This is a genomic window from Kolteria novifilia (assembly GCA_007748055.1).
Classification (GTDB): Bacteria; Planctomycetota; Planctomycetia; order Kolteriales; family Kolteriaceae; genus Kolteria; species Kolteria novifilia.
In genome coordinates, this window is sequence record CP036279.1 from 4,319,481 (window position 1) to 4,343,813 (window position 24,333).

At 63.2% G+C, this 24,333-nt stretch carries 12 protein-coding genes; 2 read left to right on the forward strand and 10 right to left on the reverse strand.

Annotated elements, in window-relative coordinates:
• Positions 1 to 115: 115 nt before the first annotated feature.
• The 3 genes from Pan216_RS15825 to Pan216_RS28410 form a co-directional block, all read right to left on the reverse strand.
• On the reverse strand, positions 116 to 2,485 hold the full coding sequence (locus Pan216_RS15825) for a heavy metal translocating P-type ATPase (protein WP_145259226.1): 2,370 nt from the start codon (positions 2,483 to 2,485) through the stop codon (positions 116 to 118).
• A 271-nt stretch (positions 2,486 to 2,756) separates the two neighbouring features.
• Positions 2,757 to 3,707: an alpha/beta hydrolase gene (locus tag Pan216_RS15830; RefSeq protein WP_145259228.1), complete on the reverse strand. Its 951-nt coding sequence runs from the start codon at positions 3,705 to 3,707 to the stop codon at positions 2,757 to 2,759.
• Positions 3,708 to 3,962: 255 nt separating this feature from the next.
• Entirely contained in the window at positions 3,963 to 4,085 is a 123-nt protein-coding gene (locus tag Pan216_RS28410; RefSeq protein ID WP_419192590.1) for a hypothetical protein, read from the reverse strand.
• Between the two features lie 506 nt (positions 4,086 to 4,591).
• On the opposite strand from Pan216_RS28410, the gene Pan216_RS28415 reads away from it, so the two are divergent.
• Both Pan216_RS28415 and Pan216_RS15850 read left to right on the forward strand, forming a co-directional pair.
• Entirely contained in the window at positions 4,592 to 9,427 is a 4,836-nt protein-coding gene (locus Pan216_RS28415; protein WP_419192591.1) for a glycosyl hydrolase, read from the forward strand.
• A gap of 163 nt (positions 9,428 to 9,590) precedes the next feature.
• A complete protein-coding gene (locus tag Pan216_RS15850; RefSeq protein WP_145259230.1) occupies positions 9,591 to 10,970 on the forward strand; it encodes an L-serine ammonia-lyase in 1,380 nt (459 codons plus the stop codon).
• 151 nt (positions 10,971 to 11,121) lie between these two features.
• Here Pan216_RS15850 and Pan216_RS15855 read toward each other — a convergent pair whose 3' ends face one another.
• The 7 genes from Pan216_RS15855 to Pan216_RS15885 form a co-directional block, all read right to left on the reverse strand.
• A complete protein-coding gene (locus tag Pan216_RS15855; protein WP_145259232.1) occupies positions 11,122 to 11,430 on the reverse strand; it encodes a BAR domain-containing protein in 309 nt (102 codons plus the stop codon).
• A gap of 23 nt (positions 11,431 to 11,453) precedes the next feature.
• Entirely contained in the window at positions 11,454 to 12,452 is a 999-nt protein-coding gene (locus tag Pan216_RS15860) for a DUF1559 domain-containing protein (RefSeq protein WP_145259234.1), read from the reverse strand.
• A 327-nt stretch (positions 12,453 to 12,779) separates the two neighbouring features.
• Complete coding sequence (locus tag Pan216_RS15865; RefSeq protein ID WP_419193684.1) at positions 12,780 to 16,718, reverse strand: CHAT domain-containing protein; 3,939 nt, start codon at positions 16,716 to 16,718, stop codon at positions 12,780 to 12,782.
• Between the two features lie 8 nt (positions 16,719 to 16,726).
• Positions 16,727 to 18,688, reverse strand: a complete 1,962-nt coding sequence (locus Pan216_RS15870; protein WP_145259238.1) for a serine/threonine protein kinase — start codon at positions 18,686 to 18,688, stop codon at positions 16,727 to 16,729.
• Positions 18,688 to 21,531 (reverse strand): calcium-binding protein, encoded by a 2,844-nt coding sequence (locus Pan216_RS15875; RefSeq protein ID WP_419192592.1) that lies wholly within the window; start codon positions 21,529 to 21,531, stop codon positions 18,688 to 18,690. Before Pan216_RS15875 ends, Pan216_RS15870 begins: the two co-directional genes overlap by 1 nt.
• 580 nt (positions 21,532 to 22,111) lie before the next feature.
• The gene (locus Pan216_RS15880) at positions 22,112 to 22,654 is read right to left on the reverse strand and encodes an RNA polymerase sigma factor (RefSeq protein ID WP_419192593.1); all 543 of its coding nucleotides are present in this window, start codon (positions 22,652 to 22,654) and stop codon (positions 22,112 to 22,114) included.
• 25 nt (positions 22,655 to 22,679) lie between these two features.
• A complete protein-coding gene (locus tag Pan216_RS15885; RefSeq protein WP_419192594.1) occupies positions 22,680 to 24,116 on the reverse strand; it encodes an APC family permease in 1,437 nt (478 codons plus the stop codon).
• Positions 24,117 to 24,333 lie beyond the last annotated feature (217 nt).

Genomic DNA, 24,333 nt, shown 5'->3' on the forward strand with positions numbered 1-24,333 from the left:
GCCAGCGCGGGCATGCGCCCAAGAGGAGATCGAAGAGAAGCCTCCAAAGGAGACGTCGCGCCAATGGGGACGGGTGATCCGAGGAATCACCGTGCCGTAGTCAAGGAATCGCGAACTAACCCGAACGCCGGAACCGCAGAAGCGTCAGCGCGTTGGCCACGACCAGAAGCGTACTACCTTCGTGAACGACGATGGCGATCGTAATCCCAATCAGGTTGGTGAAGGTCGCGATCACTAGCAAGATGATCACACCGAGCGAGAAGAGGACGTTCTCGAAGATCACCATGCGGGCCTTGCGACTGAGCGCCACCGCGAGCGGGAGCTTCGACAAGTCGTCCGCCATCAACGCCACGTCGGCCGTCTCGAGCGCAACGTCGCTTCCTCCGGCTCCCATCGCGATCCCGACCGTCGCGGTCTTCATCGCGGGCGCGTCGTTGACGCCGTCGCCCACCATGCCGACTAACTTGTACTCACCAAGGAGTTCCTTGATCGCCGTGACTTTGTCTTCCGGCAACAGTTCGGCCCGAAAGTCGGTGACGCCGACGGACTGGGCGATGGCGGCCGCCGCCCGTTTGTTGTCGCCGGTGATCATGATCAACGATTTGACGCCAACCATCTTGAGACGCTCGAGCATCGAACGGGCCTCGGGTCTGGGCTGATCCGCGAGTCCGATCACGCCGAGGAATGTCCCCGAACGCTGGATGATCACGATGGTCCGACCGGCGTCCGAGAGTTGGGCGACCGCTTGCTCAACCTCCGGAGGTACCGGCGTCCCTTCGCGTTCGAAGAGCTTCGCGTTGCCGATCAGGACGCGCTGGTCGTCGACGAAGGCCTCCACGCCATGACCGGTCATCGCCTTCAAGTCCCGCGACTCCGGGTAGTCGACGTCACTCTGTTTCGCCTTTTCGATCACCGCGGCCGCGAGCGGATGGCTCGATCGGCTCTCCACCGCCGCCGCGACGCGGAGGACTTCTCGTTCGTCGACGTCCGCGGTGGTGATCACCTCGGTGACCGCCGGTTTGCCCTGGGTCAGGGTGCCGGTCTTGTCGAACCCGATCGCGCGCAAGCTGCCGAGGTTCTCGAGATGAACCCCTCCTTTGATGAGGATGCCATTCCGCGCGGCTTGTCCAACGCCAGCCAAAATCGCGGCGGGCGTCGCGATCGCAAGCGCACAGGGCGACGCGGAGACCAGGACCGTCATCGCCTTCATGAAGGACGCTCCCCAGCCGAGCCAACCCAGGTAAGGCGGAATGATCCAAACTCCCAGCACGCCGATCAAGACGATCGGCACGTAGAAGCGTTCGAAGGTCTCGGTGAATCGCTGGCTGGAGGACTTTTGCGTCTGTGCCTCCTCGACCATCTGGATGACGCGCGCGAGCGTCGTGTCCTGGGCGAGCTTGGTCACCTCGATCTCAAGGGCACCGTCGCCGTTGACCGTTCCCGCGAAGACGCTGTCACCCGGTTCCTTGCCGACGGGCATGCTCTCCCCGGTGATCGCCGCTTGATCGACGGCCGAGACACCCGCGTGGACGACTCCGTCGACCGGGATGCGTTCCCCATTGCGGACAATGACGATGTCGCTCTTTTGCACCTCCTCGACTTTGACCGTCAGTTCGCGCCCGTCGACGCGGATGACAGCGGTCTTCGGGGTGATCTCGCCGAGAGCCTTGATGGCCCGGCGGGCCCGTCCCATCGCGTAGTGCTCCATCGCGTGGCCGAAACTGAAGAGGAAGAGCAGAATACCGCCTTCCACCAGTTCACCGAGCATGGCCGCTCCGATAGCCGCGATCACCATCAGGATGTCGATATCGAAGCGGAGACGCGAGAGGGCGCCCAGTCCATGATGGGTCGCGTCGTAGCCGCCGGACGCATACGCGATCGTGTAGAGCACGACTTGGACTTGCCAGGGGAACCCGAGATAGGGGCCGAAGTAGGCCAGTGCCAGAAAGAGCCCGCACATCAGCGACATGAAGAGTTCGGAGTTCTCTTCAATCCAACTGCGGCGTTTCTCTTCGACGACATCGTAGCCTAGCCGTTCAAGCGTCTGGACGAGCCGTTTCTTGCTGATCACTTTCGAGTCGAACTCGATCAGCATCCGTTCGGAGGCGTAGTTGACCCGGCACTGGATCACCCCCTTCTTGCGGCCGATGATATGCTCGATGCTCGTGGCACAGTCAGCGCAGTCCATGCCCGCCAACTGCCACTGTTCGTGATGAAACTGGCTCGAGACCTTGGCCCCTTCGCGGCGCGCGATCCGCTCGATGCTCCGCAGGGAATCCTGGTTGGGGTCGTAGTGGATACAGAGAAGCGACTTGCCATCCTCGCTGGTCACGTGGGCCGACTCGACGCCGCGCCGAGCCGTCAAGCGTTCGATCAAGCGATCGACGCACTGATCCCCTTCCCCGTCGACGTGCGGGAGAAGCAGTGGCAATTCCAGACGGGTCTTCTCCGTCGATGAGCTCTCGGTATCAGTGGCTTGGCTCACTCGCGCGGCTCCTCAATGCGTTCGGGGGTCGGCACTTGGCGTTCGTTGCCGCTCGGTTCCGCGGACATCTCGGACCGATGCCACTCTCGTGGCACGGTGAAGCAGTGGGGACAACGAAGTCCAGTAGGCAAAGCCTATGGGCGTGGGATCGGACTGGCAATCTTGCGTCGTCATACTTCCAGGCGGGCGGCCGCGACGGCCCCTCGAGTCGCGATCGGCTCACCGGCCGGAAGTCTGCCAGTGGAAACCAGTGTCCAAGGATCGAAGCCGGCTAGTTCGCCTTCTCGAGGAAGACCTCGACGGTCGGTTCGCCCTCAAGGTAGCCGAGCGAGGTGAGAAACTCGTCCATTGAACGGACGGTGGCGGCGAAGGGCTGGTTCTTGTTACGGCCGTAGTTGAAGAACCCGTGAGGCATGCCGTCGAAGCCGACGAGTTCACAGCGGTTGCCCGCCTCTTTCATCGCTTTGGTGAAGTCGACGACTTGAGCGTACGGGACCGACTTGTCCTCCTTGCCGTGAAAGATAATCATCGGGGGCAACCCTCCGGAGATGTGTTTCGCGGGAGAGATCTCCTCGGCCGAGACACCGAGACGTTCGCCGAGCTTGGCGGCGCGGGGGTCCTCGGGCGAGCGGCGCATCCCCTTGAGCGTCACGTCGACGGCCGGATTGAAGAGGACCGCGGCATTCGGACGTTCGCTGATGCTGGTGTCGTCGCCCTTGTTGTTGAAGCCGTCGAGGGTCGCGACCGCGGCCGCGAGGTGGCCGCCGGCGGAGCCTCCCGAGGAGACGATCCGGTCGGGGTCGATCCCAAGGGAGTCGGCGTTGGCCCGAACCCATCGGATCGCGGACTTGGCATCCGCGACACTATCCTTGGCTTGGGACTGATGCCGGCTCTTCACGCGGTAGTCCGCCGCCATCGCGACCATGCCGCGCGACGCCAGGTACCGGCACTGCTGAGCGAACTGCGACGGCGACCCGGCGGCCCAACCTCCACCGAAGAAGAAGACAATCGCTGGTCGCTTGTCTCCCTTCTGATGGCCCTTCGGGTACTTGATGTACATCGTCAATGGAACGCCATCGACGGTCTTGTAAGTTCGCGCCTCGAAGTCCGCGAGGGATTTCGCTTGTCGCTGTGGTGCCTTCGCCTTCGGCGCCGCGGCGTGTCCGACGCCCAGCCCAAAACTCAAGCCGACAACGACCGCCCAAGTAACGATGTGTTTCATGGCCTACGCCCTCCGAGTCCTCTCCTACGGAAACTCGCAGGATAGCCTTCGGGGAGCGGGGGCGAAAGAAACTTCAGGCCGAGAACGGCCTGCTAGCAGTCCGTTGATTTAAGCGGGCCAAAGCGAGAACGAGCCATGTTGGCCAAGATCAAGGAGGAAAAACGCAGGCGAATCCGTAGATTCGTCGAGATTTTTCAACGCCGAGATTGGTCAAAAGAGCCGTTCGCAGCCGGCTACGAATAGATCAACGGGTTGCTACGGCAACGGCAACCGTTGGCGCCAAGCCGGGAGCTCACGTTTGCGGCGGGAAGCGAGTCCCACCATCGCCGCCAAACCGGCGTTCGCCATGATGATCAAGAGAAGTGCGAGAGGGTTCATCCCTGACCCCTGTGATAACTCTGCGCCGCAAAGGGCGATGTTCCACCTACGATCCCGCGAGCGTGGTACCGTCGCGAGTGGCCCTTGGCTTTCGCCCAGACCTCGCCATCGTGGTGACGACATTCCCGAGCCGGGAACAAAGACTGGAAAGCCAACAACGCGGCCACCGATCCGAGAGACGTGACGTTCGGATTGGGACCTTCTCCTAGGCCACTGGGGAAAACGTGTCAAGCTTCCCCGACGCGACTTTCTTTAGTCAATTTCCGGGCAATTCTCCTCGGACTCAAATCTTCATGATTGCAACTCACCAAATCTGACGGGCAAATCATCCCGTTGCCCATCGACGAGTCATGGAGCAGCACCTCGCCTGATTCCACTGAAGATGAAATCGGCTCGGATGCTCCCGGCTTCGTAGCGCAGCATACACAGAGGACTTCACCATGTTTCGCGGATTTGGTGCCAGTTGGCGCGAGCGTCAACGACGGGAGAAAAGATCGACCTCGACCTTGGATTTCATTGTCGAAGCACTCGAAGAGAGAACCTTACTCGCGGCGGACGGGTTCGAATTCGTTCCGGGCGTCGACTTGCCCAATGATGTCGGTGTCGGCAGCGGCTCGCTCACCACTATTCTGCCCGAGGGCGAATCGGCGCCGAGGTTCTGGAACCCGGCGACGCTCGGCTTCGACGGACCCGAGGTTACCCCCAACGTTACCGATGATTTTCAGGGCCCCCCGGTCACCAACGACTACTGGTCATCGCTGAACTTCCGCATCATTCCCGGCGACAACCTCTCCATCCATCCTCACCCCTTCTCCCTTCAGGCCAACGACGACGGCCTGGGGCTGGGAGAACCGAGCGCCACCCAACTCTTCGCCGATGGGGAGGGAATCGAACGGGAATACAAGCGATTCTACCAAGAGGACCTGCACATCGGCCTCGAGGGGCTCGGAGCGCCCGGCGCGAAGGCCTCGGACTACTCCGACTGGACCGCGACCGCATCGTGGAGCAACGGCGGCAACCGGTTGGACGCCACCTTCGGCCACGGTCTGCCCTACGTCTATCTCACGCGGACCGGTTCCAACGACGTCGTGGTCGATCTCGCCGCGGGAGCCAACATCTGGCACAACAGCGACGGGGTCATCGGCCTGACAATTGGCGATAGCCACTACGCTCTCTTCGCCCCGACCGGCAGCGACTGGACCATCGAGCCCAACAAGCTAAGGTCGAATCTCGGCGGCAAGGACTATTTTTCGGTCGCCCTGCTGCCCGACAACCAGCCCGAGACGCTCGAGTTCTTTCGCTCGCACGCGTACGCTTTCGTCACCGACACCCGGGTCGAGTGGTCGTTCGACGAGTCGGCTTCGACACTGCGGACCGACTACATCACGACGACCGAGCTGAAGGAGAGCGGCCCGGGATTGGTCGACCAACCCCTCACCGCGCTCTACCGCCATCAGTGGCTCAACAGCGACGACGACTTCACGGGCTACGCGTACGACACCGTTCGCGGCGAGATGAAGCTACGCGCCGGATCGGTCTTCAGCACGGAGATGACTCATCACGGCGTCCTCCCCACCCTGCCCAACGTCGGGACCGACGACGCGGCGCTCTACTCAATGATCGACGAAGTCTATCAGCGCAACGATATCTTCCCGCCGGTCACGCGCGACACCTACAACACGGGCAAGAGCCTGCAGGAGATCGCCAACCTCATTCCGCTCGCGGAGCAAGTCGGCCACACCGCGGCCCGCGACCGGTTCATCGAGGAACTCAAGATCCAACTCGAGGACTGGTTCGATGCGAGCGACGGGGGCGGTCAGTTCTACTACGACGAGACCTGGCGAACCTTGCTCGGCTTCCCCGACAGCTTTGGCTCGGCCAGCGAACTCAACGATCACCACTTCCACTACGGCTACTTCATCACCGCCGCTGGCATTGTCGCCCAATACGACGCCGAGTGGGCGCAAGACGATCGCTGGGGCGCGATGGTCGACGTCCTCATCCGCGATGTCGCCAGCACTGACCGCGCCGACGAGACCTTTCCGTTCTTGCGGAACTTCGACATCTATGCCGGTCACTCCTGGGCCTCGGGAGCGTCGAACTTCTTCGCCGGCAACAACCAGGAATCCTCCTCCGAGGCGATCAACTTCGCCAACGCCCTCATCGGCTGGGGCAACGCGACTGGCGACCAGGAGATCCGCGACCTCGGCATTTACCTCTACACGACGGAGGTCGCGGCGATCGAACAATACTGGTTCGACGTCGACAACGAGGTCTTCCCTGAGGAATTCGACCACAACACCGTCGGCATGGTCTGGAGCGACGGGGGCGTCTACGGCACTTGGTGGACCGCCAACCCCGAGGAAATTCACGGCATCAACTTCCTTCCCTTCACGGGAGGGTCGCTCTACCTCGGCCACCACCAAGACTACGTCCAAGCCAACTACGACCACTTCGTCTCGGTCAACGGGGGCCAGGAGACCGAATGGGTCGACCGGATCTGGGCCTTCCAGGCCTTCGCGGACCCGGCGGCGGCGTTGGCGAAGTTCCAAGCCAACCCCAACTACCAGGTCTCCGACGGGGAAAGCCGCCCGCAGACCTACGCGTGGCTCTCCAACCTCGCGGCGCTCGGCAGCGTCGAGACGAGCATCACCGCCGACACAACCAGCTACGCCGTCTTCAACAACGGCGGAGTCCTGACCTACATCGCCTACAACCCAACCGACGACGCTCTCGACGTGACCTTCTCCGACGGAACGCTCTTGAACGTCGCCGCGAGAACGATGGTCAGCGCCGGCGGCCAAACCTCCACCTGGACGCCGCAGCCGGTCGAGGCCCAACAACAAGACGCCAACGTGCTGTTTTTGATCGATCAAGGGAATCAGGCGGGATCGAATGGAACCCTCTCAACGGCTCCAGGTACGCAAGCTCTCTCCGACTCACTCGCCTCGGCGGCGGGAGGACACTTCGTCAACAATCCCACGAACGCCACCACGTACGTCTCGGGACCGATCACGGGAACCTATCGTGTCGGGGAGTCGACCTCCTTCCGCTTCTTCGTCGATCACTTCGATGTGGCCGGAAACGCCGTTCAAGCGAAGCTCGCCTACGACTTCGACGGCGATGGCAACGTCGATCGGGTCGAGTTCTTCGACGTTTTCGCGACCAACGATGTCGACGGCTTCGAGGTCTACTCCGAACAGGGTGGGATCATCTCCTCCAGCGGCGCGTTCGCCGACTTCACCGGTGGAACGGTGAGACTCGAGCTCTGGAGTGTCTTTGGAACCGGCCCCGCGGCCGTCCGCACCAACTCCCCAGGCAGCAAGCAATCGCTGATCACCCTTCCCTTCACCATCGAGTCGAGCGACCACCCGACACCCGACCCCGATCCCACTCCTGATCCGGACCCGACGCCCGATCCAGATCCTGACCCGATCGGCGATCCCATCGACTCGACGCTCTATCTCTTGGACGGGGCCAACGTCAGTAATGCCGGTTCCCTCGGTCCCACATCGGGAACGGGGGCGGCCCAGGACACGATCCTCTCGGCGGACGGCGGGCGCTACATCCTCACGCCGAACGACTCGCTGCGGTATCGGCTGGAGAACGTCCACGGAAGCTATGATCCCACGCGAGCGACCGAGTTTGACCTCTTTCTCGATGCGGGATTCAACATCGCCAACACCACGCACGCTCGCGTCTCCTACGACTTCGACGGTGACGGCACGTTCGATCGCGAAGAGACCTATCTCTACTTCGAACTTGACGCAGTCCCCGGTTGGGAGCACTACACGACCCAGCGCGGACTGATGGAGCAGTCGGGTTCCTTCGCCGATATGAACGGCGGGACGGTCGAGGTGGAGTTGTGGAATGCCTTTGGTTCGGCCAATGTCCAAGTACGAACCGGCGCCACCGGTGACGAGGGTGATCAATCGACGCTCTCGCTCCCCTTCTCCAACCTGAGCGTCGGCGGGACGGTCAATCCCGATCCCGATCCAACGCCCGATCCGGACCCGAATCCCGATCCCGATCCCGATCCCGATCCCGATCCCGATCCCGATCCCGATCCCGATCCCGATCCCGATCCCGATCCCGATCCCGATCCCGATCCCGATCCCGATCCCGATCCCGATCCCGATCCCGATCCCGATCCCGATCCCGATCCCGATCCAACGCCTGATCCCGATCCGGGAGAAGTGCTCATCGACGAAGTCTTCTATCTCCTGGGTGGGGCCAGCACCGGCGTGTCGGGGCAACTCGCGAACGCATCGGGCCATGATGCGACGGCCGACGCGATCGCCTCGGCCGATGGCGGCCGGTACATCCTGACGCCGAACGCCCCACTGGTTTATCGCGTCGATGACATCACCGGCACCTATGATCCGTCGCGGCAAACGGAATTCGAACTCTTCCTCGACGCCGAGTTCAACGTCGCCAACACGACGCACGCCCGGGTCTCGTACGACTTCGACGGCGATGGGACCTTCGATCGGGTCGAAACGTACCTCTACTTTGAGATCGACGCCGTTCCCGGCTGGGAACGCTATACGACCGGTCGGGGTCTCATGGAACAGTCGGGAACCTTCGCCGACATGATCGGCGGCACCGTCGAACTTCAGCTCTGGAACGCGTTCGGCTCCGCGGACGTCGCGGTTCGCACCGGGGCAAGCAACGCGCAGGGAGATCAATCGAAGCTGTCGATTCCCTTCATGAACCTGTCAACTCACGGCACCTCGACACCGATCGACGAGCCCACGCCGGATCCGACTCCCGACCCGGAGCCTGAGCCGACGCCGGTCCCTGACGCCGAGTCGATCGGGAACCGATTCGCGCTGACCGGCGCGGCCTCGGCAAGCGTGGAGGGAAGTCTCGGTCAAATCCCCGACGGACCCGCGACGCGGACCTCGATCGCGTCGGCGGCTGGTGGACAGCACGTCGGCACGGTGACCAATCCGATCCGGTATTCGATCGAGGGCTTAACCGGGGACTACACAGGTGGAGCGTCTCTCTTTGAACTCTACCTCGATGCCGGCAACGGACTGGCCAATGGCACCCATGCCCGCATCACGTACGACTTCGACGGCGATGGAACCATCGACCGCGCGGAGACCTATCACTACCTCGCGACGAACAACGTTTCGGACCTGGAAGCCTATCGCCAGGACCGGGGACTGTTGGAAGCCAGCGGCTCGTTCGCGGACATGGATGGGGGGCGAGTGACACTCGAGCTTTGGAACGCGATCGGCACCTCCGACGTCGACGTCCTCACCGGCGGCACCAATCTTGAGGGGCTCGTTTCGTCCCTCGCGGTGCCGTTTGAGAACCTCGTACGGGTTCGTTGATCGTTGGTGGTGCAGGCTTCTCCACGGAACTCGGCGCGCGATCGGTCGCCGGGTGACGTATCAAGAGATAGAAAGGGACATTCCGCAAACCACTCGAGCAGGTGTGGACAACGGTCGACGCTCGAATGGGATTGCTCCCGCTCGCGAACAGGGAGAACCTGTCATGCCCCTGAGCGTCTTCGATTTGTTCAAGGTCGGAATCGGCCCCTCAAGTTCCCATACCGTGGGGCCGATGAAAGCCGCGCACCAGTTTGTCATCTTGCTGCGTTCGCATGAGCGAATCGATCAAGTCGCCTCCGTGGTGATTGATCTGTTCGGCTCGTTGGCGCTCACCGGTCGCGGGCACGCGACCGACAAAGCAGTCCTCCTCGGCCTCCTTGGAGAAGAACCCGAGAGCGTCGATCCCGACCGGGTCGAGGAACTCGTGGGGCGAGTGGCGACTCGGGGCCATCTCCGTCTGGGGAACACGAGAGACATACCATTCGCCATCGACCGCGATCTTCGTTTCCACATGGAGGAGTTTCTGCCCCGTCATCCGAATGCCATGCGACTTACCGCCCGCTGCGAAAGAAATGGCGCATCGATCAGCGAGACCTACTACTCCCTGGGCGGTGGCTTCATCCTCAGCGAATCGGAAGCGTCGGCATCGGCCCAATCAAGCGAAACGATCTGTCTTCCTCATCCTTTCGGCTCCGCCGATGAACTCTTGAGCATCGGCCGCGAGACGGGATTGAGCATCGCGGAGATCGTCTTTGAGAACGAACTGGCCTTTCGCCCGCACGAGCAGACTGAGTCGCGACTCGGTGAGATCTGGAAGGTGATGGAGGCCTGCATCGAGCGAGGTTGCCGACAAGAGGGAACGCTGCCTGGCGGCCTCGACGTGCCCCGACGAGCTCACCGGCTCTACAAGGAGCTACTCGCGGACGCGAACGGAGGCAGTGCCGATCCGATGTCCATCATGGACTGGGTCAGTTTGTTCGCCTTGGCCACGAACGAAGAGAACGCTTCGGGTGGGCGTGTCGTGACAGCTCCAACGAACGGAGCGGCCGGCGTGATCCCCGCGGTGCTCGCCTATCAACAACGATTCGTCCCCGGCTCGACGCCAGCGGACGTGTTGACCTTTCTCGCCACCGCCGCGGCAATCGGCATGTTGTACAAGCAGAACGCGTCGATCTCGGCGGCGGAGGTCGGTTGTCAGGGTGAGGTGGGAGTCGCATGCTCCATGGCGGCGGCGGGACTGGCGGCCGTGGGCGGCGCCACCAACGAGCAAATCGAAAATGCCGCGGAGATCGGCATGGAGCACAATCTCGGTCTCACATGCGATCCGGTGATGGGGTTGGTGCAAATCCCCTGCATCGAACGAAACACGATGGGAGCGACCAAAGCGATCACCGCCGCGCGCTTGGCGCTACACGGCGACGGCACCCATCGCATCTCGTTGGACAAAGTGATCGCAACGATGCGTCAGACCGGAGCGGACATGCAGTCCATCTACAAAGAGACCTCTCTCGGAGGTCTGGCCGTCAATATCATCAACTGTTGACGAGTGTTTTGACTGGCAAGTTCGTTACACGAAGCCTCAATCCCCAATCGTACAAGAGAGCGCCGAATCAAGGGCGTTGCTCGCATGCCCACGGCGAGCGTGGGCATGGCACCCAAGAGTCTATTGAGCAATCAATTGACCGATCAGGGCACTAGAGCTTGTCGGCCATCTCTTTCGCGGTCTTCTTAATGGCCGAGGGACTCTTCAGCTTGCTGAGCCGCTGATAGTCGGCGAGCAATTCGTCCGCCTTCTCCGGCTCGGTTTCTTTCAGCTTCTCCAGGTCGGCTTTGACCAACTCCATGCCGCTATTGAGCTGGCCGTGGGTCGAAAGATCCTCGAGGTACGCCTTGATATTCTCTTTGGTCGTCGAGGACTCCGCGACCGGCGCCGCTTGCTCGCCGCCACCGCAGCCAATCACGAGAAACACTCCTGCCATGAGAATGGCACATCCGCGTCGCATCTGATGCTCTCTCCTACCTCGTGTTACTGGCCGTCCGCGATCTTGCCATCGTTACGCGAACCCAGGAGTTGGTAGGTGGCGGTATCGATGCTGTCGTTGATGAACTTGACCGCACCGTCACCGAGCACCGCGTTGACGCCTCCCGGGTGACGACTCCGTGCGGAGAAAACGCCGTTGCGATCGGAGCAACGCCCGAAGCCACTACCATCGGCGCACGAGGGATAGGGCCAGTTCGGCGACGCGACGGTGTTGATCACGGTCTGATAGGGGTACGGAGCGGACCAGTAGCGTCCGCATTGGCTGAGCGAAGCCTCCGCGGTCGCGGACGCCGCGGCACACGCGGCCCCGAAGGTGTCGAGGGAGCTCTCCGAGGGGAAGTTTCTCGCTCCGGTCCAGGAGGACTGCACTCGGCGAATGTCCGAGTCACTCTGCCCTGACGTGTTGTTGTCACCGACGAGGAACTCCGAGGCCATGATGGTCTTGCTCAACCCGTCGGTCACGTCGGCGAAGCGCGTCTCGCTGTTGCGTTGGAACATGCCGTTGGCATTGGCGTTGTTGAAGTAGAAGTCTTCGGCGGAACCACCCGCGACGGCGTAGTTGTTTCCCGGCGATCCCCCCTGATAGCGACGATCAGAAGGACAGAGAAACGACGCGATTCGCTTCTCCAGATGCTCTTGCACGCCCGGAGCGGTTGTGTCGAGGTAGTCGATGTTGAAGTTCCAATCGTCGTAAATCTGCTGCTGATCCAAGTAGGACAGGATCACGACGAACGCGCTATGGCCGTGCCAGCTACTTCCCCCAGTCCCCTGGGCGTGATAGTGGAAGCGGGGGAGCATGCCGTAGGCGTCGTTGTAGTTGTGAAAGGCTTCGCCCAACTGCTTGAGGTTGTTGGTGCACTGCGAACGTCGAGCCGCTTCACGCGCCTGCTGGACGGCCGGCAACAAGAGGCCGACCAAGACTCCGATGATGGCAATGACAACCAACAATTCCACGAGCGTGAAGCCCGCACGACGTGCTTTCATGATTCCCCCCCAATTGTAAAGATGTGTACAAGGCCCCCTTGTACAAAGCCCCCTGGAACACCTTATGCTAGAGCCTCAAACGATTGTTCGCAATCCCCGATTGTCCCCAAAGCACTGCCCCAGAGCCACAAATCTATCCACATGGCTAACCAAGAATAGCCACAAGACCCATCACAAACAACATAAGGCCCACCATTCTTGCGGCATTCCACTGCCAGCGTTGGTGTCTTGAAAAACGGCGTCCGCGGAATGTGCGTGCTCCCGTGGCGACGGTCTGAACAGTGGTGCGGGGGAGTTCAGACGGTGTGCAGGTCGTGGCGAAGGACCTTAGCGCGATGCGGGCTCGGGGCGAGCCGTCGCGGGCCCGACCAGGACAAAGGGAGCCCAATGGAAGGGATCGGACCACCTCGGGTCGCGGCTGATCTTCCGGCGGGCTTGATGCAATGCCTCGGCATAGTCGACGGTGCCGCCTTCGGCGTGAGCTCGCGCCAGTTCTTCGAAGAAGGCGCCTACCAGCGCCGCCGACGACTCGTCCGCGACGTTCCAGTGACTGGCGATGACGCGTCGGGCTCCCGCGGCGAGGAAGGCTCTCGCCAAACTCGATCCCGCCTCCAGAGGTCGTTCGGGCCCCGCGTTGGTGCGGCAAGCCGACAGCACCGCCAGCTCGCACGCGCTCAGCGGGAGTTGGTGAATCTCGTGCAGCGAGAGAAAACCGTCGTCATCCGGCGACCGCTGCCCCTCGCTCGGAGGCGTTAGCGCCAGGGCCCCAAAGAGGTTCTCGTGCCGTTCGTCGACGAGACCGTGGGCGGCGACATGGACGTAGTGTTTCCCCTCGAGCGCGGCGACGACATTGCCTTCGGTCGCTTGATCCCCCTCGAGTCTTCGGACCGAATCGGCGGGAAAAGCCCGGGCAACCCGGCGGCACTCCTCGGCACTCGCGGGAAGGGCCGGCAGCACTCCGCCTAGCTCCAGGTAGGCATCGCGAATCAGCGGCACCGTGGTCGTTGCGTCCGCCAAGTCGACGGGCTTGCTCGTGTAGGTTGGGTTCCCCACCGAAAGAACCGACGGGTTGCGAACGATCGTCGTCGCTCGTTCTTCGAGCTTCGCCAGGATCGCCGCCGAGGGAGCGTAGTGGATCGGAGGCCACCGATGGAGTAGATACTCCGGCGAATCGCCCTCCTTGATCATCAATGCTTCAAATGGGAGTTGGTGTAGCGCCCCATCGGGAACGACTGTCAATCGTTTGGGGGAGAGACGTTCGACTTCACGTCGAGCCTCCTCCGGCAAGAGGATCTCGGTGACAACCGCGAGCCGCTCCTTTCTGGGCACCCCCATCGGCGCCCAAGCGACATCGACAGGAGCTCGGGTCCCTTGTCGATGCTCCAGGAGTGCCGCCAGGTAGCCGGTCACGAGCACCGCCGCCTCTTGACGCGTGAGCGGGCCCTCGGTGACCAGGGGATGTCCCGGCACCGCCGTGATCAAGTCGCCCGGCTTGGAAAGGACCGTCCCCACCGGCGCCCGGGTCTGGTTTGGGTTCTTCGTTCGCGGTCGCCGCGAGTGCGAGAGCAACTCGTTGAGCCGTTCGGCCTGCTCGTGGGAGAGCGAAAGGTCGTAGGACTTGGGGCTCGCCAGTCCTGCCCCCCAGACGAGCAGATGACTGCGTTCGCCACCCAAGTGATAAAAGAGCACGACCGAGCCGTTGTCGATACTTCGCAATCGCGGCAGCTCTTCGGTCGGCGCACTTCCCGGGAGAGAGGACTGTTCGGCCTTCTCGCGTCGGCGGGCGTCGACCACGTCCTTGCGAGCATCCGCGAAGGCCCGTTCGGCGGCCGCGAGATCCTCGCGAGCCCGTTCGACCTCCTCATCCAGCGCCTCCAGGGAGACCAAGTCGCCTACCTCGCCACGAATGCGATGAACGCGCTGACGAAGCATCTCCTCTCGCTCGAGAAGTCGTTCGAGCGCGGCATCCGACGAACCGTCCGCGTCCACTCCTGCCAAGTCGAGCTGATCGAGGTACGTTCGGTTGCGTGCCCGTTCGGCGTAGTGAAACGCCGAGGCGATGTTCCCTTCCTCCAGATGCAGATCGACCAACATATCGAAGGCCGAGGCGCACGGGGCGAGGAAGTTGACTTGCCCGATGCGACCTCCCGTCACGTGAGCGCGAGGCTGCTCCAAGAGCGAGACCGCCTCTTCGAGCATCCGCCGGGCCTCGTCGCGACGCCCCTGACGCCGGAGGGATTCGGCAAGCCCCGAACCGCTGATGAACCCGAGCGCCGGATAGGCGCCCGCCATCGCCGTGTGCAGATCGAGCGCCTCGCGATAAAGGCTCTCGGAACGCTCCACGTCGCCGCGGTCGGCGGCCAAGCGGGCGAGGTTGTTGAGCGTTCGACGATAGAGTGCCGAAGGCCGATCGTCGGCCAGGGCCGTTCGAGCAGCCTCCCAGTGTTCCTCGGCGCGATCGGTATCGCCGCAGCGTCGGCAAATAGTCGCCGACAAGTCGTTGAGCGCGGCAACTTCCGACGCATCGTCGGCACCGGCTCGTTCCAGCAATGCCGCCGCGGCGCGGGCCGTCGTCCAAGCTTCCGAGAGTTCCCCTCGCGAGACGTGCAGAGACGCCAGCGCGGTGAGGCTGGGGATGAGTTTCGGCGAATCGGCCCCATATCGTTCCTTGGTCAGCGCGAAAGACTTCGAAAGGTGCTGGTGAGCCTTCTCGTACCGACCTTGGGCCCGAAAGGCCCGGCCAACATCGCGCTGCGACGCCGCCTGTTGATCGAGTCCGGCCTCGCCCGCGGCGATGCTCGAAGCGATCGCGCGTCGGTAGAGCGGAATCGCCTCGAGGTAGGCTCCACGTCCGGCCGCGAGGTTCGCGAGCCCATGAAACGTCTCAGCCCGATCGAGATCCGAGACGCCCATGCCCTCTTCGGCAAGCTCGACGACCTTCGACACCAGTCGTTCGGCTTCCTCGACATCACCTCGTGACTGTTCGATGACCGCCAAACGGCCAAGGATGCCGAGTCGCTCGGTCGTCGCCCCGTTGGGCACGAGCGAAAGAGCCTTCCGCAGATGCGATGCGGCATCCTCGTAGCGTTGGAGACGCCCGCAAAGAGCCGCGAGCGAACGGTGAAGCGCGAGCCGTTCGGACTCGTCGGCCATCCCCTCGTCGAGTCGAGCTTCGAGCAGTTGAGCGGCCTCGGAATACTGGCGTTCCTGGAGATAGAGTTGGCGGAGTGCTTGAAAGGCTCGGTCGCGTTCCCCCCCCGAGGCATTCTCGGGATGGTCCACGACATGTCGCAATCGCTTGGCGGCGCGTTCTCGGGCTTGGCCAGCTTGATCGAGTCGCGACGTCTCACGATAGAGCGAGGCGAGCTTGAGTTCCAGATGGGCCGCCGCGAGCTGTCCCCTGGCACCGCGATAAGCGCCGGTCGTCATCGCCTCGCGCAGCGTCTTCTCCGCCTCCTCGTGACGTTGCCTTTCCATCTGGAGTTCGAAGAGCGCCACCAGCGTCGCGCGAGCCCGCCCTGACAGTTTCGCGTCGCGGTAGTCAGCCGCGATCGTTCGGTAGAGATCGGCCGCCTCGTCCTCTCTACCCAAACCGATCAGTGCCCGGGCCTGACCCGTCCGGCACTCCTGGCGTTCACGCAGTGACAGCGAACCACCCGCCTTGGCGAACAACTGTTCCGCGAGGGAATGGGCCTCGCGATACGCGGCGCTCGCGGCGTCGGTGTCGGCACCATCCCCGTTCGCACGATGTGACTCGCACTCGGCGACCGCGAGCAGTCCCTCAATGCGCCGGAGCGGGTTCCACCTTGGCGAATCCTTGGATTCGAGCACTCCCCTGAGGATCGCGCGTGCCTTCGCGAACTCCGCGCGAGCCATGAAGGCCTTGCCAAGTGCCACCTGATTGACACGTCGCTCGACGACATCGCCCGCCGCGCTCAGGTAGCGATCGTAGCGTTCGCGGACGGCGATTTCCTCGGAAGTCCGGCCAAGCCGCCGGTGCAGACGCGCCAGCGCCCGCAGCGAGTAGGGAAGATTTCGTCCCGCGGGCGCGCGACCTTCGTCGATCAGGCGCAGAAGTTCCTCGAACGACTCGATCGCCTCGCGGTGATGACCAGACTCCTCGAAGGCGACCGATCGGGCCATCACGTCGCGCCACGACGTTCCCGGTCCCGCCTCGGCGCTGCCGGAGACAAGCAGGATCAGGCCGACAAGGCACGCTCCGATCCCCCGACGGCTGGCAGTCTTCGACCCACCGCTGTGCGACATCACGAGATTCAGTCCCCCGAAACAACATCTTGGAAGGGGAACACGATTCCGGAATAGGAAGAGAATTGCTTGCGTAGGACGGACTCGAAGTCTTCATCGAGCACCCGGCGACCACCCAAACGGGAAGCGACCACGCCGACCGGCGCTCGCTCGGTCTCCCGCACGACGCGCTGAGAACTGACGGCGACGGGATGTTCGGGCGTCCCGGCCCGTTTGTCGGCGTCCCTCAGCAACTTCGGTCGGCGCTCCTCGAAGAGGGCCAACGCCCCCTCGTCAAGCGGTCGATCACTCGCCAAAGCGAGAATCATCTCGGTTCCGGGGCTCGAACCCACTTCGTGCCAAGGCTGAAGCTCCGACTCGGGCAACGTCGGCGGACTGGTGTGATGGCGGACGGGTGACTGGTGCGTGATGTTGTCCGAGGGGGGCCAGAGCCGGTGGGGACGAGCGTCGGCGTCGTACCAATAGAGGTACAGGTACGAGGCTTCGTCGAGGTCGACCGTGATGCGAACCAGGTCACCGATCCGCACGCTCTCCGAACGAGAATGGAGCCTGAAGAAGTCCTGCTTCCAGTCGGCCCGCTGCACATCGACCGTCAGATCGATCTCCTCGGCGCTGCCCAGCATCTCCACCGGCGCCAAGCCCGGTGACGTCGGGAGACGCGTCGCGCGGGCTCCAAAGCCGTTGCTCGCCGCGAACGTCAACGCCACGAGCAAGAGGGCCGCGACTCCGGTCACCGCGATGCCGACCGGACGACTCGGAAGCCTCATCCAGCGCGAACGTTCCTTCGAATCGAGGTAGCGTTTCAGCGCAAGCGCGAGATCGGCCGCCGTCTCGTAACGGTCCTCGGGTCGCCGCGCCATCGCTCGCAGCGCGATCGTCGCCAAGCGTGGATCGATCGACCTTTTGGCCGAGCGAGAAAAGGATGGCTCCTTGATTCGTAGCTGGTCGATGACGTCAGGAACTGTCCCTTGGAAGGGCAAGTGCCCGGAGAGCAGCTCGTACATGATGACGCCGAGGCTGAAGATGTCGCTACGGCGGTCACTTGAACGGAGGCTGCCGTCCCAATGCTCCGGCGGCATGTAGGCGGGAGTCCCCACCGCGGCGCCGAATCGGGTGAGACGTTGGTCGTCCTGATCGACGAGACTCGCCAAGCCGAAGTCGGTGACGATCGGCTCTCCTCGCGAGTCGACCATGATATTGGCCGGCTTGAGGTCGCGATGAATGATGCCCTGCTCGTGAGCATCGTGGAGCGCCAACGCCACCGAACGCACCAGTCGTGCCGCCAACTCGGCGGGCATCCGCTCCCCTTGGGCACAGATCTCCGAAAGGGGTCGCCCTTCGATGTAGGCCATCGTGAGATAGGGAATCTCGTTGAGGACACCGACATCGTGCACGGGGCAGATGTTGGGGTGCCGCAACAGGGCGGCCGCACGCGCTTCGCGGTGGAACCGCTCCTCCATCTCCTCGCCGTCGTGGTCGGGAATGTTCGGGATCTTCAGCGCCACCTTGCGGCCCAGGCGCCGGTCCTCCGCGAGGTAGACCGTTCCCATGCCACCGGCCCCAAGCTCCCGCAGAATCCGATAGCGATCACCGTTGGCGATCTCGGCACTCTCCCCGTCGGTTCCGGAAGCGTTCGACGCCTCCAACGCCCGATGGGCCAAACCGTCACGACGTTCCAACGTCGTTTGGACGACCTTGCGCAAGTCCTCGAGCGTCAGGCTCCCCTTAGCCAGTTCGGGGTAGGTCTCGAAATAGTCCTCGAGCCGGACCTCCTCGCTTTGGTTGACGCGAAACTCGAGATCGACGCGGATCAACTCCTCCAGAGCGGCCAGCCGATGGTCGACGCCCGCCTGTTCCGCGATCGGACGAAGGTCTCTCGGCGAAGCGCCGCGATGTTGCTCGTAGTCGTCGACGCAAGCGGCTATCGCTTGCCACCGCGCCGATTTGGGATGACCTTCGTTGTCGCGCATCAGACTGACTCTCCATCGGGTCGCTTCACCTCATCGGATCTCGACGAGCGACGAGATCGCTCTTCCTGGGAGTGACGTCGACCGTAGCTCAGCGACGCGAACGCGAGTCCGGCGCCGATGCTGGCGGTCACTCCCTCGGCGTATCCGAAGATGTCGCGGTCCTCCTGACGGTCCGAATCGTGGCGACTTCCCAAGGTCCTGGACTCGCCGGCGAGTTCCGCCAACACATCTAGTTCCATGGGAATAAGTCGCTGCGAACCTTCATGTTCCGCGTGAAACCAGTCGTCGAGAAGGAGATCGACGTCCGAGGAACGAAGCGTTACGGCCGGATCGCTGGAGACTCGCTGCTCCTGGATTGCCGCTAGCAGCAAGGTTGCGGAAGCCTGTTGATGGGCGATCGGTTCGGTGGCGTCGTCGAGGTTGGCCGCGTCGCCCGGCGACTCCTCGCCGCCAAGGAATGCGATCGCCTTCAACAGGTTCTGGGCGGCGTCGCTGGAGAGATCGGCGAGCGCTTCGGGGAATCCCTCGAGAAGGTCCGCGAGCTCTTCCGCCTCCGAAAGGAGGCTGGTGGCGATCGTCACGCTCGACGTGGGCTGGGCCAGGAACGAGAGTAGCTCCACCATGGCATCGCGCAGCGGCTCGACTCCCTCGTCGAACGAGGTCTCGCCGAGCGGGTCATCAGCATCCGATTCGCCGAGCGCCGGCAAGTCCAACTCTCCGAACGTCGGGTCGTCGGGCAACTCGAAGTCGACCGTCTCCTCGGAGAGGTACGCCGAAACGTCCTCATCCCCTTCCCCCTCGGTGTACAAGTCGAGGTCGACCGAGCCGGGGGCGTCGTCGAGAAAGTCTTCGAGCGTCTCCTCCACCGCGTCGACGATCTCGTCCTCGGTCAGGTGACGCTCGCCGCCGGACTCGGCATCCGAGAGGTCGATCGAGGAAGCGAATGTGACGGTCAACTCACCAGCCTCCGAGGCGCCGATCGCGAGCGTCTCGAGTTCGTTGCCGAACGAGAAGGAGCGGTCGCGCGTGGAGGTGTCGAAGAATCCGAGGCCACCGTCGTTGGTCGCTCCCGAGGTGCTCACGCCCTCGTTGATCGCGGCTGGGGAACTCGACGCCCCGTTGCCCGGCGCATCCGCCGCGGAGGAACCATCGGAGGTGGAAGGAGTCGTCGGGTCGGCTGATATCGGCGGAGGGGAAACGACGATGGGCGCCCCAAGGTCGTCGGTCGAATCCTGGACCGGCGGCGTCGGGTCAACGTCCAGGGCGACGTCGGGAGTCGCGTCGCCGTTGGATGGCGCGTCGCCGCGATCGGCATCGTCGCCCGCACCGCCCCCGGCGTCGCCGTCGGTCGCCGGTTCGTCGGCCGGATCGGTGGGATCTTCCGCAACCGGCGCGTCGTCGGTGGGAGTCTCTTGGTCGGGATCGTCGACCGGATCGATGACATCCTCGATCGGGTCGGCGACCTCCTCCGGATCGGTCTCGTCGGCGGGATCGGTCGGATCGTCGACCGGATCGGGATCAGGGTCGGGTTCCGGATCAGGGTCGGGCTCCGGAATTGTGTCCACCGGGGCATCCGGCTCGACGTCGCCATCGAGGTCGGCGATCACGTCGTCACCGCCGCCGCCCACGAGCGTGTCGTCTCCAAAGCCTCCCGAAACGACATCGTTGCCTTCGCCGCCGTTGACAAAGTCATCACCATCGTCTCCGGTGACCACATCGCTGCCATCGTTGCCGAAGAGTTGGTCGTTGCCCCCCTGCCCGACGACGACGTCATTGCCCGTGCCGCCGTCGACGGTGTCGTCGCCTTCTCCCCCCTCGAGGTTGTCGTCACCCGCCCCACCATCGATGGAGTCGTTCCCCTCCCGACCTAGTAGGGTGTCGCGTCCCTCGCCTCCGAGAAGGGTGTCGTGCCCCTCGCCCCCGTCGGCGAAGTCGTTGCCTTGATCGCCTTGGATGAAGTCGTCACCGCCGTCACCCAACATGCGGTCATCGCCCGTCCCTCCTTCGATGACGTCGTCGTCGTCGCCCCCTTCGAGGACGTCGTGACCGTTGCCACCGACGATCGAATCGCTTCCGGCCATGCCGAGGACCACATCGTCCCCATCCCCGGCGACGAGCGTGTCGCCCCCTTCGCCGCCGTCGAGGAAGTCGTTGTTGACGCCGCCGTCGAGGTGGTCGTCGTCGTCCTGACCGAGAAGTCGGTCGTCTCCCGAGCCGCCCTCGATCGTGTCTCGACCGGAGCCTCCCTCGATCGTGTCTTGTCCATCGCCACCGTCGATGACGTCGTGACCCTCGCGGCCATGAGCGACATCATCGCCATCGCCGGCGATCAAGGTGTCGTGACCGCGGCCCCCGTCCAGAAAGTCCTGGGCGTTGCCGCCGCTGAGATAGTCGTCGTCGTCCTGGCCGTGAAGTTGGTCGTCTCCATCGCCGCCGTCGAGAACGTCCGCCCCGGCTCCTCCCTCGAGGACGTCTTGGCCGCCGTCACCGAGGAGGGTGTCGTCGCCATCCCCTCCCAGGAGTACGTCGTCCCCCGAGCCGCCGAAGATGTGATCGTCGAAGGCGCTGCCGATGACGGTGTTACTGCCGCCGCCGGTGCGGATCACGACGTCCGAGACGTTCGCGAATTCGTCGGTGGTGACGCCGCTGAGGTCGAAGCGATCGCTACCGCCGCTGCCACGAACGATGATTTGGGTAATCGAGCTGGTTTCGATCGGCTCTTGCGAAATGGCGGCGCCGTTGACGAGGAGTTGCCCTTCCTCCGATTCGACGCTGACGGTCGAATCACCGGTCGCGTCGATGGTCAACACGCCGTCGGCGACGCTCGCCCAGATGGCGGGCACCGTACGGCTTTCGAGATGTTCCACACAGGCGGAATGGTGCTGCCGGAGTGGGGACGCAGCCCGTCCCCTGGGAATCGAATCACCGTCCCCGGCAAGTAGATCGAATTGTGTCCGCAAGCTATTGGCCCCTTCTACCGTGTCATCTTCCTTCACACGTCTCGCGACTGGCCGTGAAACGCTGCACGTCTCACGTCAGCGCCCAAGACGAGCGCACGTGTCCAACGCCATGAATCCCTTCCCTCCTGCGGTAGTCAAAGCATACGTCGCGTTTGGCGCCAGGCGCTTCGACCAGAACGATCGCACCAAAGAAACTTGGAGCATCCAAGACAGTTGGAATCGAGACCGTCGCTCCAACAGGGACCGGAACATCCCCGAATCGCAGAAGAGAACTGAATCAGTGGAGGCGCAGCAGCCACCGAGGGGTCACTTCGTGTCCATCCATACGGCAGAACGACATCGATCCGCTAAATCGGAACCGAAATTTGTCCCAAAATTGAAGAATTGCCTTCCGTCAACGCGCCGCCTTGACCGAGGGCGAGCGGACCGACCCGACGGACCTTTCCGTCGCCGAACTCGGTGCTCAAGACTTATCGCGCAGCAGGTCGCGCAAGACGAGACACGCGGCCTGTCGAGTCGCGTAAACCGTTCGCTCCGAAGCACCTACGGCTTGGGCGGTCTCCTTGACGCCATACCCCAGCAGAAGATGGCGCACGATCGCCCGTCGACGGGGCGTGAAGGGTTCGAGCAGACGCTCGACCATCTCCGAGGCGACCGCGATGTCCTCAGGGGCCGGGTCCGATTCCAGTGGGTCTGGACAGCGTTCGATCGGGATCACTCGGTCAATATCGCGGCGATCGCGATGGGCGTAGCGGAGCCGATCGCGAACCTTGTTCAGCGTCAGCGTCACCAAGTAGGGCCACAGCCCCCGTTCCGGGTCGATTTCGAGCTCGTTTTTGCGCGCTTTGGAGAAAAAACCGCCCAATGCGGACTGAACCACGTCCGAAACGCCCCCAATTCGGTGCGGATTGGCGCCGAATTCACGCCCAACCAAGGTGCGCAGCCGCCAGTAGTAGCGTGCGAAGAGGGCCTCGGCCGCCTCCTCGCTGCCCGACCGGTAAGCCACAACGAGATCTTGATCCGGGCGAATTTCAGTCACTAGTCTCGACCATGGACGTGATGGGGCCAACTCCACTTCGGGCAGTGAACGCGTAAATCACGAAGGGCGGCAACAGAAACGCCACCAGCCCCCCCACCAGAATGCCGACGTAGATCGCGTGGCTGCCGACGTCGATTTGCTCGGGGGGCACGAGACTGATCCCGAGCACGAAGAAACTACAGAGCATCCCCGCCCCGGTGATCGCGATGAGCCCCACGCTCCCACCCGGAATCTTGTACGGACGCTCGACGTCGGGACGGCTCCATCGCAGACGAACCACCGACGCGAACATCAGCAGATACATCACCAAGTACAACATCGCCGCCAAGTCACCCATCACGAAAAAGACGGTACTCTCATTGGGTAGAACGGCGAACACGAGACAAATCAACGACGCGAGCACCGCTTGGGTCAACAACAGGTTCCGCGGCGCCCCGTGGCGGTTCACCCGGCCGAAGAACGCGGGCAGGCTCCCATCGTGGGAAACGACCATCATCGCCTTGAGCGGGCCAAACAGCTGCGTGCTAAAGAGAGCAAATGTTCCCGCCACGATCATCGCCGCGATCCAAGGGACATACGCCGTCGCCTCGACCGATCCCAAGAGCGACTCGATCGCCTGCATCAACCCGGTAACGATGCTCAGTTTCTGCTTCGGCACCACCGAGGCGATCGCCAGCGCGATCAGGATGTACGTGAGCCCGATGATCAGCGTCGCCACCAGGATCGCGCGCGGGTAGCTCGTCCGCGGCTGCTTCACTTCGCGCGCGTGGTTGGCGGAGAGTTCGATCCCCGCCATCCCGAGGGCCACCGTCGAGAAGAAGACGAGATTGCCCAAGTTCGTCTCGGGAATCAGTTCGTCGAATCCGAGTTTCATCTGGAGCGGCTCGCCCCGCAAGACCCAGTAGGCCCCGAGCCCGACGATCACGAGACTGGGTAGAATCGTCCCCACCATCGCGCCGACACTGCTGATCAGCCCACTGATCCGCATGCCGAAGAGGTTCGCGATCGTCGTGCTCCACAAGACCGCGAGGATGAACGCCACCGTCAGTCCCGGACGCGTCGCGAAATCGAGACCGACGACGTAACCGAACGTGGCCGCCATGAAGGTCAGCACCGAGGGATACCAGGGGACGTTGTGGACCCACTGTAGCCATGCGGCGACGAACCCCATCCGCTCCCCGAACGCTTCGCGGACCCAGACGTAGATGCCACCACGTTGGGGCCACCCCGACGCCAACTCCGCGCTCACCAGCGCCGTCGGAATCAAAAAGAACAAGGCGCCCGCCAGGATGAACGTAACGGCGGCGAGACCATACTCCGCGATCGCCGGGAGGTTGCGAATGCTGTCGATCGCCGCCACGGTGATGAGGACCAGACTGGCGACCCCCAGATGGGGACGGTGTTCCGAGGGCTCCGAATTGGCTTCCACGTTCGCGGGTCCATCCTTTCCATCGGTCGCGCTCGGCCAGAAAACGGCCCAGCGCATCCGCCCCGCCCTCGGCCGAAACGACACGGGAGAGCGGAAGCATCTATCGTTCTCGAGAAATCTCGTTGGTCAACAGAGTGGTCGACGCGTCGAGCGGACTCGCGAGGCGATGCGAGCGAACCGACATCGTACCAAGGATGGACAAGGCGCACAGCGAGGA